The organism is Anoxybacillus sp. B2M1, from assembly GCF_001634265.1.
Taxonomy (GTDB): domain Bacteria; phylum Bacillota; class Bacilli; order Bacillales; family Anoxybacillaceae; genus Anoxybacteroides; species Anoxybacteroides rupiense.
The window spans coordinates 2,284,584-2,302,500 of sequence record NZ_CP015435.1 but is presented as its reverse complement, the minus strand read 5'-3'; the positions used below and the strand labels follow the sequence as shown (position 1 = coordinate 2,302,500).

At 45.2% G+C, this 17,917-nt stretch carries 16 protein-coding genes, 2 rRNA genes, 1 pseudogene and 1 riboswitch (1 of these 20 running past the window's edge); of the genes and pseudogenes, 16 read left to right on the top strand and 3 right to left on the bottom strand.

What is annotated here, in order from left to right; genetic code table 11:
- Both GFC28_RS11080 and rrf read left to right on the top strand, forming a co-directional pair.
- Positions 1-390, top strand: a 23S ribosomal RNA gene (locus GFC28_RS11080); it begins 2,539 nt to the left of the window's first position.
- 335 nt (positions 391-725) lie between these two features.
- Positions 726-842 (top strand): 5S ribosomal RNA (gene rrf / locus GFC28_RS11075).
- Between the two features lie 176 nt (positions 843-1,018).
- Here rrf and GFC28_RS11070 read toward each other — a convergent pair.
- On the bottom strand, positions 1,019-1,471 hold the full coding sequence (locus GFC28_RS11070; protein ID WP_044741325.1) for an Hsp20/alpha crystallin family protein: 453 nt from the start codon (positions 1,469-1,471) through the stop codon (positions 1,019-1,021).
- Positions 1,472-1,702: 231 nt separating this feature from the next.
- Positions 1,703-1,804, top strand: a riboswitch (purine riboswitch).
- Between the two features lie 109 nt (positions 1,805-1,913).
- Between GFC28_RS11070 and purE the strand changes: the two genes are divergently transcribed.
- From purE to purD, 12 genes are all read left to right on the top strand, one after another.
- Positions 1,914-2,402: a 5-(carboxyamino)imidazole ribonucleotide mutase gene (gene purE, locus GFC28_RS11065; protein ID WP_044741326.1), complete on the top strand. Its 489-nt coding sequence runs from the start codon at positions 1,914-1,916 to the stop codon at positions 2,400-2,402.
- The gene (gene purK, locus GFC28_RS11060; protein WP_044741327.1) at positions 2,389-3,522 is read left to right on the top strand and encodes a 5-(carboxyamino)imidazole ribonucleotide synthase; all 1,134 of its coding nucleotides are present in this window, start codon (positions 2,389-2,391) and stop codon (positions 3,520-3,522) included. The genes purE and purK overlap by 14 nt, the downstream gene beginning before the upstream one ends.
- A 31-nt stretch (positions 3,523-3,553) precedes the next feature.
- Positions 3,554-4,846, top strand: coding sequence for an adenylosuccinate lyase (gene purB / locus GFC28_RS11055; RefSeq protein WP_044741328.1), 1,293 nt, complete (start codon positions 3,554-3,556; stop codon positions 4,844-4,846).
- 78 nt (positions 4,847-4,924) lie between these two features.
- A complete protein-coding gene (gene purC / locus GFC28_RS11050; protein WP_044741329.1) occupies positions 4,925-5,653 on the top strand; it encodes a phosphoribosylaminoimidazolesuccinocarboxamide synthase in 729 nt (242 codons plus the stop codon).
- Positions 5,641-5,895 (top strand): phosphoribosylformylglycinamidine synthase subunit PurS, encoded by a 255-nt coding sequence (purS, locus tag GFC28_RS11045; RefSeq protein WP_044741330.1) that lies wholly within the window; start codon positions 5,641-5,643, stop codon positions 5,893-5,895. The genes purC and purS overlap by 13 nt, the downstream gene beginning before the upstream one ends.
- Complete coding sequence (gene purQ, locus GFC28_RS11040; protein ID WP_044741331.1) at positions 5,892-6,578, top strand: phosphoribosylformylglycinamidine synthase subunit PurQ; 687 nt, start codon at positions 5,892-5,894, stop codon at positions 6,576-6,578. The genes purS and purQ overlap by 4 nt, the downstream gene beginning before the upstream one ends.
- A complete protein-coding gene (purL, locus tag GFC28_RS11035; RefSeq protein WP_044741332.1) occupies positions 6,562-8,787 on the top strand; it encodes a phosphoribosylformylglycinamidine synthase subunit PurL in 2,226 nt (741 codons plus the stop codon). Before purQ ends, purL begins: the two co-directional genes overlap by 17 nt.
- Positions 8,763-10,178, top strand: coding sequence for an amidophosphoribosyltransferase (gene purF, locus GFC28_RS11030; RefSeq protein WP_044741333.1), 1,416 nt, complete (start codon positions 8,763-8,765; stop codon positions 10,176-10,178). The genes purL and purF overlap by 25 nt, the downstream gene beginning before the upstream one ends.
- Before the next feature lie 13 nt (positions 10,179-10,191).
- Positions 10,192-11,232 (top strand): phosphoribosylformylglycinamidine cyclo-ligase, encoded by a 1,041-nt coding sequence (gene purM / locus GFC28_RS11025; RefSeq protein WP_044741334.1) that lies wholly within the window; start codon positions 10,192-10,194, stop codon positions 11,230-11,232.
- The gene (gene purN / locus GFC28_RS11020; RefSeq protein WP_044741335.1) at positions 11,229-11,795 is read left to right on the top strand and encodes a phosphoribosylglycinamide formyltransferase; all 567 of its coding nucleotides are present in this window, start codon (positions 11,229-11,231) and stop codon (positions 11,793-11,795) included. The genes purM and purN overlap by 4 nt, the downstream gene beginning before the upstream one ends.
- Positions 11,796-11,814: 19 nt before the next feature.
- Positions 11,815-13,353, top strand: a complete 1,539-nt coding sequence (gene purH, locus GFC28_RS11015) for a bifunctional phosphoribosylaminoimidazolecarboxamide formyltransferase/IMP cyclohydrolase (protein ID WP_044741336.1) — start codon at positions 11,815-11,817, stop codon at positions 13,351-13,353.
- Positions 13,354-13,365: 12 nt separating this feature from the next.
- Positions 13,366-14,649 (top strand): phosphoribosylamine--glycine ligase, encoded by a 1,284-nt coding sequence (gene purD, locus GFC28_RS11010; RefSeq protein WP_044741337.1) that lies wholly within the window; start codon positions 13,366-13,368, stop codon positions 14,647-14,649.
- Here the strand turns inward: purD and GFC28_RS20105 are convergent.
- Positions 14,612-14,692, bottom strand: coding sequence for an EYxxD motif small membrane protein (locus GFC28_RS20105; RefSeq protein ID WP_328219408.1), 81 nt, complete (start codon positions 14,690-14,692; stop codon positions 14,612-14,614). The genes purD and GFC28_RS20105 overlap by 38 nt on opposite strands.
- Before the next feature lie 92 nt (positions 14,693-14,784).
- Positions 14,785-15,027 (bottom strand): annotated as a pseudogene (locus GFC28_RS11005) (YgaP family membrane protein).
- A gap of 95 nt (positions 15,028-15,122) precedes the next feature.
- Here GFC28_RS11005 and GFC28_RS11000 point away from each other — a divergent pair.
- Positions 15,123-16,865, top strand: a complete 1,743-nt coding sequence (locus tag GFC28_RS11000; RefSeq protein WP_044741338.1) for an adenine deaminase C-terminal domain-containing protein — start codon at positions 15,123-15,125, stop codon at positions 16,863-16,865.
- Between the two features lie 28 nt (positions 16,866-16,893).
- A complete protein-coding gene (locus GFC28_RS10995; RefSeq protein ID WP_044741339.1) occupies positions 16,894-17,910 on the top strand; it encodes a DUF3048 domain-containing protein in 1,017 nt (338 codons plus the stop codon).
- Positions 17,911-17,917: the final 7 nt, after the last annotated feature.

Here is a 17,917-nt window from a genome sequence, read left to right as displayed (position 1 = left end):
CTCATCGCATCCTGGGGCTGTAGTCGGTCCCAAGGGTTGGGCTGTTCGCCCATTAAAGCGGTACGCGAGCTGGGTTCAGAACGTCGTGAGACAGTTCGGTCCCTATCCGTCGCGGGCGCAGGAAATTTGAGAGGAGCTGTCCTTAGTACGAGAGGACCGGGATGGACGCACCGCTGGTGTACCAGTTGTCCTGCCAAGGGCACCGCTGGGTAGCTATGTGTGGAAGGGATAAGCGCTGAAAGCATCTAAGCGTGAAGCCCCCCTCAAGATGAGATTTCCCATTGCATAAGCAAGTAAGATCCCTCGAAGATGACGAGGTAGATAGGTCCGAGGTGGAAGCGTGGCGACACGTGCAGCTGACGGATACTAATCGATCGAGGACTTAACCAATACGAAAAGGGGAGCAAGCTCGCTTGCATCCATAGGGCGTTCAAGCTTCTGACGGACAAGTCAGGAGACTTGGACAGAAGAAGCGGAAACGACCGTAGGATGCAGCTTGCGGAACTAGACAATACGAAAAGTGGAAGCGAGCGCTTAGCGCCGGAAGGAAAATATTCTTCCGACGAGACATGCTTGCATGTCGATGGAGGGAGATGATTTTCCACGAGGCGCTGCGAGCTGGAACTAGACAATACGAAAAGCGGAGCTAGACATCAAGAAAAGCACCGCCTATCCTTTCTTCCCTGATCTGTTATCTAGTTTTGAAGGAACCATCCTTCGAATAGTCTAGTGACGATGGCGGAGAGGTCACACCCGTTCCCATCCCGAACACGGAAGTTAAGCTCTCCAGCGCCGATGGTAGTTGGGGCTAACGCCCCTGCAAGAGTAGGACGTTGCTAGGCGGACAGAAGCTAGAGAACTGGTCAATCCGTTCTCTAATTTTTTTGTCCAATTAGATTTTGCGTTTTTATTAACGCCATTAAAATCCTCTCCCCCATAAAAAAGCACCGTGGAAAATAGGTGCCAAAATGAAGAAAAAGCGGCTAACCTTTTATAATGAAGAGGTTAGTCGCTTTTTTTATTCAGTCTTTTTTATGTCAATTCTCCTTTTTCGAACATCAGGAATTAAGCGATGCAGATGAATGATTAACAGTCCGTGATGATAGGTTGCCTCGATTCTCTCCTCTTTTATTGGGAAAGGAAGAGGAATCGTCTTTTCCCATGTTCCTTGAAAAATCCCTTCCTCCACGAGCTCAAACCCTTGAAAATGTAAATTAATCGTTGCTTTAATTTCTAATGCTCTGTAATACGTATATAATTCGACATGCTCTATATCTTCTAAACCAGGCAAACAAACCACAATGAGTAGCTCATTCTCCATTTTTTTGTATATATTCACTCCTGTCGTGTTCGTTGATTTTTCTGTAGCAGGGAGAAAAGATTGGAAACTCCCCCAAAAATCTTCGTTAAAAAAATTTTCCCAATGCTTCGTCCAGTCTGGAGGAAATGAACCGAATGGGCTTGTTTTCATGTTGTTTCTCCTTTCTTCTCCCTGTTTACTTAAGACTAAACAGAATTTTGTCTGGTGCCTTTCTTGCGTTCTTCTTAAATAGAAAAACCAGGAATCGTCACTTTTGCTATTTTATCATATGTCTCGGCTATAAATTGGTGAAACAAATAGAGAATCCGAACATTATTTTTTATTTAAAAAAAAACGTTCGATTCTGTGTTGACATCGTTACAAAAACATTGATAAGATAGTGGTAACTTGATAACATTCCCTCATATAATCTTGGGAATATGGCCCAAAAGTCTCTACCCAATAACCGTAAATTATTGGACTATGAGGGAAAGGATCGAATGGCTTTTTCGCCTTTTTTATGGCCGAATTATGCCCAGAACGGTGCTTTCCCTCAAATAAGGAACACGCGTTCTGGGTTTTTCTATGGTAAAAACTAATGAGGTGAGAGCAAATGAACCCGCTTGTTGGTGTCATTATGGGAAGTCAATCGGATTGGGATACAATGAAGCATGCTTGTGATATATTATCGGAATTACACATTCCGTTTGAAAAAAAAGTGGTTTCTGCACACCGAACCCCTGACTACATGTTTGAGTATGCAGAATCTGCGGAAAAGAGAGGCATTAAAGTAATTATTGCCGGAGCCGGGGGAGCCGCACATCTACCTGGGATGGTAGCCGCAAAAACAACGTTGCCTGTTATCGGTGTGCCCATTCAATCAAAAACGTTAAATGGTTTAGATTCTCTTTTATCGATCGTACAAATGCCAGGAGGTGTGCCTGTTGCGACTGTTGCTATTGGAAAGGCAGGAGCGACGAATGCAGGCCTTTTAGCCGCGTCCATTCTTGGTGTTTTCGATTCCGAATATATGAATGCTTTAAAAGCGAGAAGAGAGCAAATTCGTAAAGAAGTATTAGAAAGCAGTGATGATCTTGAATAACCAGATGATCGTACCTGGACAAACCATTGGGATTATTGGAGGCGGACAGCTTGGTCGAATGATGGCTATTGCCGCTAAAGAAATGGGGTTCCGCATTGCCGTGCTTGACCCGATCGCCGATTCTCCGTGCGGTCAAGTAGCAGATATCGAAATTACGGGAGAATATAGCGATTTAAGTGCCATTCAAAAGCTGGCTGAGGTAAGCGATGTGATTACGTATGAATTTGAAAACATTGATGCGGCAGCGCTCGATTGGCTTGTCAGCCACTCCTATGTTCCACAAGGAAGCAAGCTGCTCATGATCACTCAAGATCGAGCTACAGAAAAACAAGCGATTGTGACAGCAGGACTTCCAGTTGCCCCTTATCAGGAGGTGCAAACAAAAGAAGAATTAGTGACGGCCGTTGATGCGATTGGCCTGCCGTGTGTGCTGAAAACATGCCGAGGCGGTTATGATGGCAAAGGACAATTTGTGATTCGTTCCAAAAAGGATGTCGAAGCGGCCAGTTTGTTGCTGCAATCAGGCCATTGTGTGTTAGAAGGATGGGTTTCCTTTGAAAAAGAAGTCTCTGTCATTGTATCAAGAAATGGACTAGGAGATATGAAAGTATTTCCTGTTGCAGAAAATATCCATCTTGACAATATTTTGCATCAAACGATCGTTCCCGCACGAATAGCTGAACACATCGCCCAAAAAGCCATCGCTTATGCAGAAAGACTTGCGACGTATTTTGAATTAGTTGGAACACTGGCAGTGGAAATGTTTTTGACCAGTGAAGGAGATATTTATATTAATGAGCTTGCCCCTAGACCGCACAACTCAGGTCATTATACAATTAATGCTTGTGTGACCTCTCAATTTCAGCAACATATTCGTGCCGTCTGCAATTGGCCTTTAAGCGGCACAGAATTATTGAAGCCGGCTGTGATGGTCAATATTTTAGGCGAGCATCTCCAGCCAGTAGTAGACTGCATTGCCGAAATGGCCGATATGCACCTTCATTTATATGGAAAAAAAGAGGCGAAGCACAAACGGAAGATGGGACATGTTACGCTGCTTGCTGAAAATGTAGATGCCGCACTGCAACGTATCGATGATTTGAAAATTTGGATGAAATGACAGATGTTTGAGTGCAGAAGGAGGAAAAAAAATGATCGAACGGTATACAAGACCGGAGATGGGAGCGATTTGGACGGAAGAAAATCGCTTTAAAGCATGGCTGGAAGTAGAAATTTTAGCTTGTGAGGCTTGGGCGGAGCTGGGAGTCATTCCAAAGGAAGACGTGACGAAAATTCGCCAAAATGCTTCGTTCGATATCCAGCGCATTAAAGAAATTGAGGAAGAAACTCGTCACGATGTGGTTGCCTTTACCCGTGCGGTCTCCGAAACATTAGGAGAAGAACGAAAATGGGTGCATTATGGATTAACATCGACGGACGTTGTCGATACCGCTTTATCGTATTTACTGAAGCAGGCAAATGAAATTTTGCTTAAAGATTTAGAGTACTTTATTCAAGTATTAAAGGAAAAAGCACAAGAGCATAAATATACGGTCATGATGGGACGGACGCATGGGGTTCATGCAGAGCCGACAACGTTTGGGTTGAAATTAGCTCTTTGGTATGAGGAAATGAAGCGAAACTTAGAACGTTTCAAACAGGCTGCTGAAACGGTTCGAGTTGGGAAAATTTCCGGAGCTGTCGGAACGTATGCGAATATTGATCCTTTTGTTGAAAAGTATGTATGCGAAAAGCTTGGATTAGAGCCAGCACCTATTTCCACTCAGACTCTTCAGCGTGATCGCCATGCCCATTATATGGCGACATTGGCGCTCATTGCAACGTCCATCGAAAAATTTGCTGTTGAAATTCGTGGTTTGCAAAAGAGTGAAACACGTGAAGTGGAGGAGTTTTTTGCTAAGGGACAAAAGGGATCTTCTGCAATGCCGCATAAACGCAATCCAATCGGCTCTGAAAATATGACAGGGATGGCGCGTGTCATTCGCGGATATATGCTAACGGCTTACGAAAATGTGCCGCTTTGGCATGAACGCGATATTTCCCATTCATCAGCTGAACGCATTATTTTGCCTGATGCCACCATCGCGTTGAACTATATGCTCAATCGCTTTGCTAATATTGTAAAAAACTTGACGGTATTCCCAGAAAATATGAAACGCAATATGGATCGCACGCTTGGATTGATTTATTCTCAACGCGTTTTGTTAGCGTTAATTGATAAAGGCATGGTACGCGAAGAAGCGTATGACTTAGTTCAGCCAAAAGCAATGGAAGCATGGGAGAAACAAGTTCCATTCCGTTCATTGGTTGAGGCAGACAAAGCGATCACACAGCGATTGACAAAAGAGGAAATTGATGATTGCTTTGATTACCATTATCATCTCAAGCACGTTGATACGATTTTTACGCGCCTCGGATTATAAGCAAAGCAGGTAAGGTTTTCCCTTACCTGCCCACAAGCCAAAAAATTCCTAATATTCTGTTTTGGGAGGCTTCTACCCATGGTCAAAAAATTAGAGCAGCTTTATGAAGGAAAAGCAAAAAAAGTGTATCGCACAGATGAAGAAGCGGTGTTTTGGATTGAATATAAGGATAGCGCCACGGCATTTAACGGAGAGAAAAAGGCAACTATTGCTGGAAAAGGACGTTTAAATAATGAAATTACCAGCTTATTATTTGCCAAATTGCATGAAGCCGGCGTCAATAATCATTTTATTCGTAAACTTTCGGAAACAGAGCAGCTTGTTAAAAAAGTAACGATTATTCCCCTTGAAGTTGTTGTCCGCAATTATGTCGCTGGAAGCCTTGCAAAGCGGCTTGGCATTGCCGAAGGAACAAGTTTGGAAAAACCGCTGATTGAGTTTTATTACAAAAATGATGAGCTTGGCGACCCTCTGTTGTTGGAAGACCATATTGCTATTTTAAAGCTAGCGACCTCAGAACAAATCGCCATATTAAAGGAGCAGGCTTTAAAGATCAATGAGATCCTCACCCGCCATTTTCACAACTGTCAGGTTCGATTAATTGATTTTAAATTAGAGTTTGGTTTTGATGCGGAAGGAAACATAATATTGGCGGATGAAATTTCGCCAGATACTTGTCGTCTATGGGATATGGAAACCAATGAAAAATTTGATAAAGATGTATTTCGACGCGATTTAGGAAACTTAACGGATGCCTATGAAATAATTTTACAAAGATTAGGGGGACAAACAAAATGTACAAAGTAAAAGTATATGTCACATTGCGAGAAAACGTGCTAGATCCACAAGGAAGTGCGGTAAAAGGAGCGCTTCACAGCTTATCTTACCAAGAAGTACAAGATGTGCGGATTGGCAAGTTTATGGAGCTTATGATTGAAAAAAACGATCGCGATATTGAAGAAATTGTGCGCGATATGTGTGAAAAGCTATTAGCCAATACAGTGATTGAAGACTACCGGTATGAGATTGAGGAGGTAGTGGCGCAGTGAAATTTGCAGTGATTGTATTTCCGGGCTCCAACTGTGATGTTGATATGTACCATGCGATTAAGGATGAATTGGGAGAAGAGGTCGAGTATGTATGGCATGATGCCGACCATCTTGATGAGTTTGATGGAATTTTACTTCCGGGAGGCTTTTCATACGGAGACTATCTTCGTTCAGGGGCGATTGCCCGCTTTTCCAACGTGATGAAGGCGATCCAACAAGCGGCAGAAGCAGGGAAACCGATTTTAGGCGTATGTAATGGATTTCAAATTTTGTTGGAAGCCGGGCTTTTGCCAGGAGCAATGCGCCGCAATCACAGTCTAAAATTTATGTGCCGTCCAGTAGAGCTTCGCGTAGAAAATCATGAAACAATGTTTACTTCAATGTACGAGAAGGATGAAATGATTACGATCCCGATCGCCCATGGCGAAGGCAACTATTACTGCGATGAAGAGACGTTAAAGCAGCTGATCGATAATCGCCAAATTGTTTTTCGATACCATGGGGAAAATCCGAACGGCAGTTTAGCTGACATTGCCGGTATTATCAATGAAAAAGGCAATGTTCTAGGGATGATGCCTCATCCGGAGCGTGCAGTGGATGAGCTGCTCGGCAGCGCTGATGGTTTGAAGTTGTTTCAGTCAATTGTGAAATATTGGAGGGAAGCACATGTCGTTACTTCTTGAGCCAAGTCCGACAATGATTAAAGAAGAAAAATTATATCGTGAAATGGGATTAACAGATGAAGAGTTTGCAATGGTAGAACGCATTCTTGGGCGTTTGCCTAACTACACGGAAACCGGGATTTTTTCCGTGATGTGGTCGGAGCATTGCAGCTATAAAAACTCCAAGCCCGTTTTAAAAAAATTCCCGACTGAAGGCGATCATGTTTTGCAAGGGCCTGGTGAAGGGGCAGGGATTGTCGATATTGGTGACGGATTAGCCGTTGCGTTTAAAATTGAAAGCCATAACCATCCTTCTGCGATTGAACCGTACCAAGGCGCAGCAACTGGGGTTGGAGGAATTATTCGCGATGTCTTTTCCATGGGAGCTCGGCCGATCGCCTTGCTGAATTCATTGCGTTTTGGGGAGTTAACTTCTCCTCGTGTCAAATATTTATTTGAACATGTTGTCGCTGGCATTGCCGGATATGGAAACTGTGTTGGCATTCCGACCGTCGGCGGCGAGGTGCAATTTGATCGCGCTTACGACGGCAATCCGCTCGTCAATGCTATGTGTGTGGGATTGATCCGTCATGAGGATATTCAGCGCGGTGTAGCATCAGGTGTCGGCAACACGGTGATGTATGTTGGAGCTAAAACAGGGCGCGACGGCATTCATGGGGCCACCTTTGCTTCTGAAGAACTGACCGAAGAGTCTGAAGCAAAGCGCCCAGCGGTTCAAGTCGGAGATCCTTTTATGGAAAAATTGCTGCTGGAAGCTTGCTTAGAAGTCGTTCAGTCTGATGCGCTCATTGGCATCCAAGACATGGGCGCTGCCGGGCTTACTAGTTCTTCTGCTGAAATGGCCAGCAAAGCCGGCTTTGGCATTGAAATGAATTTAGATCTTGTGCCACAGCGCGAAACAGGGATGACTCCGTACGAAATGATGCTTTCAGAATCGCAGGAACGGATGCTTCTTGTTGTGAAAAAGGGCCGCGAGCAAGAAATTTATGATTTGTTTGCTAAATACGGGCTTGAGGCCACTGCGATCGGAGAAGTAACGGATGACAAAATGCTTCGTCTTTATTTCCATGGCGAAGTGGTCGCTGAGGTTCCAGTCGATGCTTTAGCGAAAGATGCACCCGTGTATCATAAGCCGTCCAAAGAACCGGATTATTATCAAGAATTTCAACAAATCGATTATCTTCCGACGGTAGAGAACTATGAGGAAACACTGCTTTCATTGTTAGCGCAACCGACGATTGCGAGCAAGGAATGGGTATATGATCAATATGATTATATGGTGCGAACGAATACGGTAGTCGCGCCGGGATCAGATGCGGCGGTTGTGCGTATTCGCGGGACAAAAAAAGCATTGGCGATGACGACGGACTGCAACTCACGCTACATTTATTTAGATCCAGAGACAGGAGGAAAAATCGCCGTTGCGGAAGCGGCCCGGAATATTGTCTGCTCAGGCGCTAAGCCGCTAGCGATTACAGATTGTCTTAATTTTGGAAATCCTGAAAAACCAGAAATTTTTTGGCAGATTGAAAAAGCGGTCGATGGAATGAGCGAGGCGTGCCGTTTATTAAATGCACCGGTCATTAGCGGCAATGTATCGCTTTACAACGAAACGAATGGTGAAGCGGTGTACCCAACCCCTGTTGTTGGAATGGTCGGGCTCGTTGATGAATTGAGCCATATCACGACGCAAGCGTTCAAACAGTCTGGCGATTTCATTTATGTGATTGGAAAAGCAAAGCAGGAATTTGGCGGCAGTGAATTACAAAAATTATTAGAAGGCCGCATTTTCGGCAAAGCGCCAAGCATTGACTTGCATGTGGAGGCCGAGCGCCAGCAAGCGCTTTTAGCGGCGATTCGCGCCGGATTGGTTGCTTCCGCTCACGATGTATCTGAAGGCGGTTTGTCCGTAGCGTTAGCTGAATGTTTAATGAATGCGGATGGATTAGGAGCAAAGGTAAAGATCAGCGGCGATGCGGTTGCCGAATTATTCAGCGAAACACAATCGCGTTTTATTGTGTCCGTGAAAAAGGAACATCAGGCGGCCTTTGAACAGTTCATAGAAGCGACTTTGCTTGGAGAAGTCACTAGTGATGGGATGCTTCATATCGAGGCAGAAAGCGGTAAAACAGTTGTCCAGCTTTCGGTTACACAAATGAGAAGCGTGTGGAAAGGAGCTATTCCATGCTTGCTGAAATCAAAGGATTAAACGAAGAATGTGGAATTTTTGGGATTTGGGGACACGAGGAAGCGGCACAAGTCACTTATTATGGATTGCACAGCTTACAGCATCGCGGCCAAGAGGGGGCAGGGATTGTCGTTTCCGATGGTGAAACATTGAAGGGACATAAAGGTCTCGGGCTTGTGACGGAGGTATTTAGCGATGGCGAGCTACAGCAATTAAACGGAGCGGCAGCGATTGGGCATGTGCGCTATGCAACAGCAGGGGGCGGAGGCTACGAAAATGTTCAGCCTCTGCTATTTCGCTCGCAAAGCGGGAGCATTGCTTTGGCCCATAACGGCAATTTAGTCAACGCGGCTGAGCTTAAGCTCCGTCTTGAACAGCAAGGAAGCATTTTTCAAACGACTTCGGATACGGAGGTATTTGCTCATTTAATTCGTCGTAGCATGGCGCCAACGTTAAAGGAGCAAATCAAGGTGGCCCTCAACTATCTGGAAGGAGCATTCGCCTTCCTTTTGTTGACGGAAACAGAAATGTACATCGCTCTTGATCCGCAAGGATTCCGTCCGCTTTCTATCGGCCGTCTTGGCAATGCTTATGTCGTCGCTTCGGAAACGTGTGCGTTTGATGTAGTGGGAGCTGTGTACGAGCGCGAAGTAGAGCCTGGAGAACTGATTATCATTAACAAACACGGCATTTATGCAGAACGTTATGCGGAAAAACGCCCGCGCTCGATTTGCAGTATGGAATACATTTATTTTGCCCGTCCTGACAGCAATGTCGATGGGATCAATGTTCATACAGCCCGCAAAAATTTAGGAAAACGCTTGGCGCTTGAAGCGCCAGTCGATGCAGATGTTGTGACAGGTGTGCCTGATTCCAGCATTTCTGTCGCGATTGGTTATGCAGAGGTGACAGGAATTCCATATGAGCTAGGATTAATTAAAAATCGTTATGTAGGGCGGACGTTTATTCAACCGTCGCAGGCATTGCGTGAACAAGGCGTGAAAATGAAGTTATCTCCTGTCCGGGGAGTCGTAGCTGGCAAGCGGGTCGTCATGGTTGATGACTCGATTGTGCGCGGAACGACAAGCAGACGAATCGTCAACATGCTTCGAGAAGCTGGGGCGAAAGAGGTCCATGTTCGCATTAGCTCACCGCCTATTACTCATCCTTGTTTTTATGGAATTGATACGCCAACAAAAGAGGAACTCATTGCTTCCGCCCATTCGGTTGAAGAGATGCGGCAGATGATTGGCGCCGATTCGTTAGCATTTTTAAGCCATGAAGGATTGCTGGAAGCGATTGGGCGTTCGGCGAACGGTTCTCTGTTTCGCGGTCAATGCATGGCATGTTTTACCGGAGAATACCCAACTAATACATGCAGCCAGTTATTAGAGCAAACAGTTAAGCAATAAAGGAGGACTTAAAATGGCGGAGTCGTATAAGCGAGCGGGTGTCGACATTGAGGCTGGATATCAAGCGGTTTCGCTGATGAAAAAGCACGTACAAAAAACGAATCGGAAAGAAGTATTGGGCGGACTAGGCGGTTTTGGCGGCATGTTTGACCTATCGCAGCTCGGATATCGTGAACCTGTTCTTGTATCGGGAACAGATGGGGTTGGCACGAAATTAATGCTAGCTTTTATGATGGATGAGCATGATACCATTGGAATCGACTGTGTGGCAATGTGTGTCAATGATATTGTCGTTCAAGGCGCAGAACCGCTGTTTTTCCTTGACTATATCGCGTGCGGAAAAGCGGTGCCTGAAAAAATTGCGCAAATTGTTAAAGGTATTTCCGATGGCTGTGTGCAAGCGGGATGCGCCCTCATTGGCGGCGAAACAGCAGAAATGCCTGGAATGTATGGCGAAGAAGAATATGATGTGGCTGGATTTGTGGTGGGAGTAGCGGAGAAATCCAAACTTATCACGGGAGCAAACATTCAAGAAGGCGATGCGCTTATTGGGCTTGCTTCAAGCGGCATTCATAGCAACGGCTATTCGCTTGTGCGGAAGATTGTGCTTGAAGAAGCCCAACTTGACCTTCATAAAACGTATGAGGGATTCGCTGCTCCACTAGGTAAAGAGCTGCTAAAACCGACGCGCATTTATGTGAAGCCGTTGCTGGCAGTGATGAAAGAATTTGCGATCAAAGGCATGGCCCATATTACTGGGGGCGGCTTTGTTGAAAATATCCCTCGCATGCTGCCAAGCGGTTTTTGTGCCGAAATTGATTATGGCTCTTGGCCGATTCCGCCGATTTTCGATTTGCTTCAGGAGAAGGGACATCTGATGCGCCAGGAGATGTTCAATATTTTCAACATGGGGATCGGTCTAGTCATGGCGGTAGATAGCGAAATGATTCAACCGCTATTGGAACGTTTAGAACAGCTCGGAGAGAAGGCGTATCTGATCGGACGGGTGAAAAAAGGAGAAGGAGTTGTCTTTGCTGGAGGGAAAATGGAATGAAACGAATCGCTATTTTTGCATCTGGCAGCGGAACGAATTTTCAAGCGATTGTCGAGGCTGTCAAACAAAAAAGACTGCAAGCTGACATTGCTTTGCTTGTATGCGATCGCCCGGGAGCAAAGGTGATTGAGAGAGCGAAGAAAGAAGGGATCGCTACCTTTGTTTTTCATCCAAAAGATTATGCAGAAAAGGCCGAGTTTGAACGCGATATTTTAATGCGCTTAAAAGAAAAAGAGATTGAGTGGATCGTTTTAGCCGGTTATATGCGCCTAATTGGGCCAACGCTTTTATCGGCTTACGAGGGAAAAATGGTGAATATTCATCCTTCGCTTCTGCCTGCCTTCCCTGGAAAAGACGCAATCGGACAAGCGTATCGCGCCGGTGTGAAGGCAACGGGAGTGACGATTCATTATGTGGACGAAGGAATGGATACAGGACCGATTATTGAACAACGTGCCATTCCTATTTATGAAGGAGAATCGTTGGAGCAATTAGAAGCGAGAATTCATGAGCTGGAGCATCAGCTATATCCCGAAGTATTACAAACATTGTTTGAACATTGAGAGAAAGGATCGAACATGCATGAAAGCTCAACGTGCTTTAATAAGTGTTTCGAATAAAGAAGGTATCATTGCTTTCGCTAAGCGCTTGTCAGAATTGGGAATCGAAATCATTTCAACAGGTGGAACGAAGAAAGCTCTAGAGCAAGAAGGGATTCCGGTGATCAGCATTTCTGAGGTCACAGGATTTCCGGAAATTTTAGATGGGCGTGTGAAGACGCTGCACCCAATGATCCATGGCGGACTTTTAGCGATTCGCGATGATGAGCGCCATAGCAAGCAGCTTGATGAGCACCATATTCGACCCATTGACTTAGTCGTTGTGAATTTATATCCGTTCCAGCAAACGATCGCCAAGCCAGACGTTACATTTGCCGAGGCGATTGAAAATATCGACATTGGCGGTCCGACCATGCTTCGGGCGGCGGCGAAAAATCATCAATATGTAACGGTTGTTGTTGATCCGGCTGATTATGAAATCGTATTGCAGCAGCTCAAGGAAAATGGGGCGGTTTCTCATGATACGAATTTAAAATTGGCGGCGAAAGTATTCCGTCATACGGCCGCTTACGATGCCATGATTGCTGAGTATTTAACAAATTTCGCGGGGGAACGCTATCCAGAATCCTTGACCATGACCTTTACGAAAAAACAAGATTTACGCTATGGCGAAAATCCGCATCAACAAGCTGCTTTTTATCAAAAGCCGCTTGGCTCTATCTTTTCCATTGCGACGGCTAAACAGCTGCATGGCAAGGAGCTATCCTATAACAATATTAATGATGCGAATGCGGCATTGCAAATTGTCAAAGAATTTGCTGAACCGGCCGCCGTTGCGGTTAAGCATATGAATCCGTGCGGAGTAGGAATCGGCGATACGATTTTGGCCGCTTTTACAAGAGCGTATGAAGCGGATCCAACTTCAATCTTTGGCGGAATTGTCGCCTTGAACCGAGAAGTGGACCGCGATACGGCATTAAAAATGCATGAAATTTTTCTTGAAATTATTATCGCTCCATCCTTCAGTGAAGAAGCCGTTGAAATTTTAACGCAGAAGAAAAATCTTCGCTTATTAACCATTGATTTTGCAGCGCAGCACAAAAATGAACCGTTTTTCGTTTCCGTGCATGGCGGCCTGCTTGTACAAGATGAAGATCGATACACATTGGACGATGCCGAGATAAAAATTGTCACGAAACGGCAACCGACCGAAACGGAATGGGAAGATTTAAAGCTGGCATGGAAAGTGGTCAAGCATGTCAAGTCCAATGCGATTGTGCTCGCGAAAGATCATATGACAATCGGGGTCGGAGCAGGGCAAATGAATCGCGTGGGCGCAGCTAAAATTGCGATTGAACAAGCGGGTCATAAAGCGCAAGGAGCCGCTTTAGCCTCTGATGCATTTTTCCCGATGGATGATACAGTAGAAGCAGCAGCCAAAGCAGGAATCACCGCGATCATTCAGCCGGGCGGATCGATCCGCGATGAGGATTCCATCAAAAAGGCAGATGAATACGGCATTGCCATGGTCTTTACTGGCGTGCGCCATTTTAAGCATTAAGGAGTGAAGCGAATGAAAGTACTCGTAATCGGTCGTGGGGGACGGGAGCATGCGATCGTTTGGAAAGCGGCGCAAAGTCCGCTTGTGCAAAAGCTGTATGCCGCACCGGGGAATCCGGGAATGGCTCAAGCAGCCCAACTGATTCCCATCGATGAACAGGATATCGAAGCACTTGTGCATTTTGCTAAAAACGAAAGAATCGATTTGACGATTGTCGGTCCAGAAGCACCTTTATTGAATGGAATTGTCGATCGCTTTGAAGAAGAAGGGTTACGCATTTTTGGGCCGAAAAAGAAAGCCGCACTGATTGAGGGAAGTAAGGCGTTTGCAAAGGAATTGATGCAAAAATATGGCGTACCGACTGCGGAGTATCGCTCCTTTACTTCATATGAAGAGGCCAAAGCGTATGTGGAGGAAAAGGGAGCGCCGATTGTCATCAAAGCGGATGGACTGGCGGCTGGAAAAGGTGTTACTGTGGCGATGACGGAACAAGAGGCCTTAGCCGCTTTATATGATATGATGATCGAAAAGAAATTTGGGGAAGCAAGTGCGCAAGTCGTGGTTGAAGAGTTTTTAGAGGGGGAAGAGTTTTCGTTGATGGCTTTTGTCAACGGTGAAAAAGCTTACCCAATGGCGATCGCCCAGGATCATAAACGCGCCTTTGATAACGATGAGGGTCCGAATACAGGAGGAATGGGAGCGTACTCTCCTGTGCCGCAGATTTCTGCGGAAGTCGTGGAGCAAGCCATTGAGCAAATCATTCATCCCATCGCAAAAGCGCTTGTCGCAGAAGGAAATCCATTTACAGGCGTTTTGTATGCAGGGCTAATCGCAACCCCTCAAGGACCAAAAGTCATTGAATTCAATGCCCGTTTCGGTGATCCGGAGGCGCAAGTGGTGCTGCCCCGCCTAGAAACAGATTTGGTTGAGCTACTGGTCGATTTACTGGAAGGGAAAGAGGAGGAGCCGAAGTGGTCTAATGAAGCGGTTGTTGGCGTCGTTTTAGCTTCTAAAGGCTATCCCGATGCATACGAAAAAGGAGCGCCGATTATCGGGCTGGACGCGTTGAAAGAAGACACACTTGTATTTCATGCTGGAACGAAGGTTGAAAATGGCATCGTATGCACAAATGGCGGCCGTGTGCTGCTCGTTGCGGCAAAAGGTGAGACGTTGCAGGCTGCGCAGCAAGAAGTGTATACGGAAATTTCTCATATCCAATGTGACCAATTATTTTATCGAAGCGATATTGGTCGCAAAGCTACCGCACGCGCTTTTTCTTCACATAAACAAAAGTAAGAGCGACAATGCTCCCGATTAAGGTAGCAAGCACAAATGACATATCAGTCATATATTCAAGCAGCATTATGAATTCTCTCCTTATCATGCATAGATTAGAGGGCTGGCTTATGAAAGTCAGCCCTGTTTTTATCATTAAGTTGGGTTGTTTGCTGTTTCCTTTGTTTGTTCTTGCTCCCGGCATTTTTCGTACAATGCTGTGAGCGGACAGAAGCGTGTAATTCCCTCTGCCACTTTCATAGCGGCTAACCAAGCAATCACCATATAGGAATCGCGCCAAGGATGCTTGACCATTTTGGAAGTGGCCTAGGCAAGCATGGTTAATCCGCATGTTATTCGAATGAAGGCATTCAGGATGCCAATATTTACTTTGACCATATATTTCCTCCTCTTTTTTTGTTTGTGTAAATGACTTTAATACGGTAAAATGATCATATGGTACAATTTTGGAAAAAAGGAACGGGGATGTATATATGGCCGAACAACGCTATCAATGGAACACCGAGCAGCTTCGCGAACAAATGGCGATCATTGATGGAAAGCGATCACCAGCAAAGTTGCTTACCAATGCGACGTATTTGCATTCATATTTACGTAAATGGGTAAGAGGGAATATTTGGATAAAACATGACCGCATTGTTTATGCGGGCGAGCGTTTGCCAAGCGATCTGGAACAGTGCGAAGTGATTGATTGCAGCGACTACTATTTAGTCCCTGGCTATATCGAACCACACGCCCATCCTTTTCAGTTATATAATCCCCAAACGTTTGCCGAATATGCAGCCAAGTTTGGTACGACAACGATCATCAATGATAACTTATTCCTTGTTTTGCAGCTCGCAAAAAAGAAAGCGTTTTCTTTTCTGAGGGATATGGAATCGTTACCGGCAACGATCTATTGGTGGTGCCGTTTGGATGGGCAGACAGAACTCGCTAAAGAAGATGATACTTTTTCTTATGCCATCATTAAAGAATGGCTTAAGCAAAAATCGGTCATACAGGCTGGCGAGTTAACAGGCTGGCCGAAGCTTCTTGCCGGAGATGATACGATGCTTCATTGGATTCAAGAGGCTAAAAGCATGAAAAAGCGAATTGAGGGACATTTTCCGGGAGCTTCAGAGAAAACGCTTACAAAAATGATGCTGGCTGGCACGGACTGCGACCATGAAGCCATGACAGGCAAAGAGGTATACCATAGGCTTTTGCACGGGTATACGGTTTCATTACGGTATTCATCGATTCGTCCGGATTTGCCGAAGCTGCTTGAAGAGATGAAAGAATTAGGGATTGAGCAATATGATCACATCATTTTTACAACAGATGGTTCACCGCCTTCATTTTATGAACACGGCATTGTTGATCAGATGATTCGCATCGCGATCCAAAAAGGGGTTCCTGTCATTGATGCGTATCATATGGCAACACTCAATGTGGCGCGCCATTATCATTTGGAACATTTACACGGTACGATCACGACAGGACGGTTCGCCAATATTAACTTTTTGCGCGATAAGGAAGACCCGACGCCTGTAAGTGTGCTTTCAAAAGGGCAATGGATGCTGCGAGACGGAGATTTTGAAACGTGGGATCACGGTATCGACTGGCGAACGTATGGTATAGGTCCACTTCAATTGACTTGGCAATTGTCAATGGATGATTTACAATTTTCCATGCCTCTTGGAATGTATATGGAGAATTCGGTGATTATGCGCCCCTATTCTGTATTAATTGACACTGCGCACGATGAATTGGCGGAGAGCCATGATGAGAGCTTTTTAATGCTTGTAGATCGTCAGGGGAGATGGCGTGTCAATACAGTGGTTAAGGGGTTTGCCACCCATGTGAAAGGATTGGTCAGCTCTTATTCTAATACCGGCGATATTTTATTAATTGGCAAAAGCAAGCGGGATATGCTAATGGCATTTCAGCGCATGTGTGAAATTGGCGGCGGAATTGTACTGGCTGAAAACGGGGAAATCATTCATGAAATTCCGCTTGTGCTGAACGGGATGATGTCCAATGAACGTGTCGACAGCCTGATCCGCGAAGAGAACAAGTTAAAGGAGCTATTAAAAGAACGAGGCTATCGCTTTGTTGATCCTATTTATTCTTTATTATTTTTTCAATCTACTCATTTGCCTTATATTCGCATTACGCAAAAAGGAATTTATGATGTCATGAATAAAACGGTACTCTTTCCGTCGATAATGCGTTAAAATATAAAAGAAAAAGGTTGTGTGAGGATTGAAGCGCTGGTTAATTGCCATAAGTGGAACATGTCTTCTGTTTAGCGGCTGTACAAAAGCCGAAAAAAAGGAACGTCAGCCTGCGACAGCTATAGAAACGCCACAGAAGGAACCGGAAAACGAGACTGGGCAACAACAGGTACTCTCGCCATTGACAGGGTTGCCTGCCAAACAGGACGCGAATCATCGTGTGGTAGGTGTGATGATTAACAACCATCCGGCGGCCCGCCCCCAATCAGGATTGCAGAAAGCGGATGTTGTATATGAGGTGCTGGCAGAAGGGGATATTACACGTTTTTTAGCCTTATATCAAAGCGAGTTCCCTGAAAAAGTGGGGCCGGTTCGCAGCGCTCGTGATTATTATATTGAGCTAAGCAAAGGATTTGACGCGCTCTATATTTGTCACGGCTGGAGCCCTGAGGCAAAAAGTATGCTGGAAGCTGGCGGAACAGATTATTTGAATGGGTTGTTTTATGACGGAACGCTCTTTAAAAGAGCTTCGTTCCGAAAGGCTCCACATAATTCGTATATTACATTTGCTAATATCGAAAAAGGAGCAAAAGAAAAAGGCTATTCTTTAGAAGAAACGGTAGAAGCGCTTCCTTTTTTCAAAAATGAAGCGCAAAGTGAACCAGCAGAGCAAGTGGATATTTCGTATTCCAAAAGATCGTATGCTCATGTTCAATATCAATACATTTCGGATAAAAAAGGCTACATCCGTTACAGCGGAGGAGAGCAAACGATTGATTATGATACACATGATCCTATTTTGGTTCAAAACGTGTTCATTGTTGCGGCGGTCCACACGATTGCGGATGAATATGGCCGGCGCGATATCGATTTGACCTCCGGTGGAGATGGATATTTATTTCAAAACGGCACCGTCAAGCGTGTGGAATGGAAAAATGTCAATGGGCGGTTGCTGCCGTATGATCATGGTGTGCCGGTCGGATTTACTCCGGGAAAGACTTGGATTAATGTTGTGCCATCACTTGATATGGTCCAATATCGTTAGTATAGTA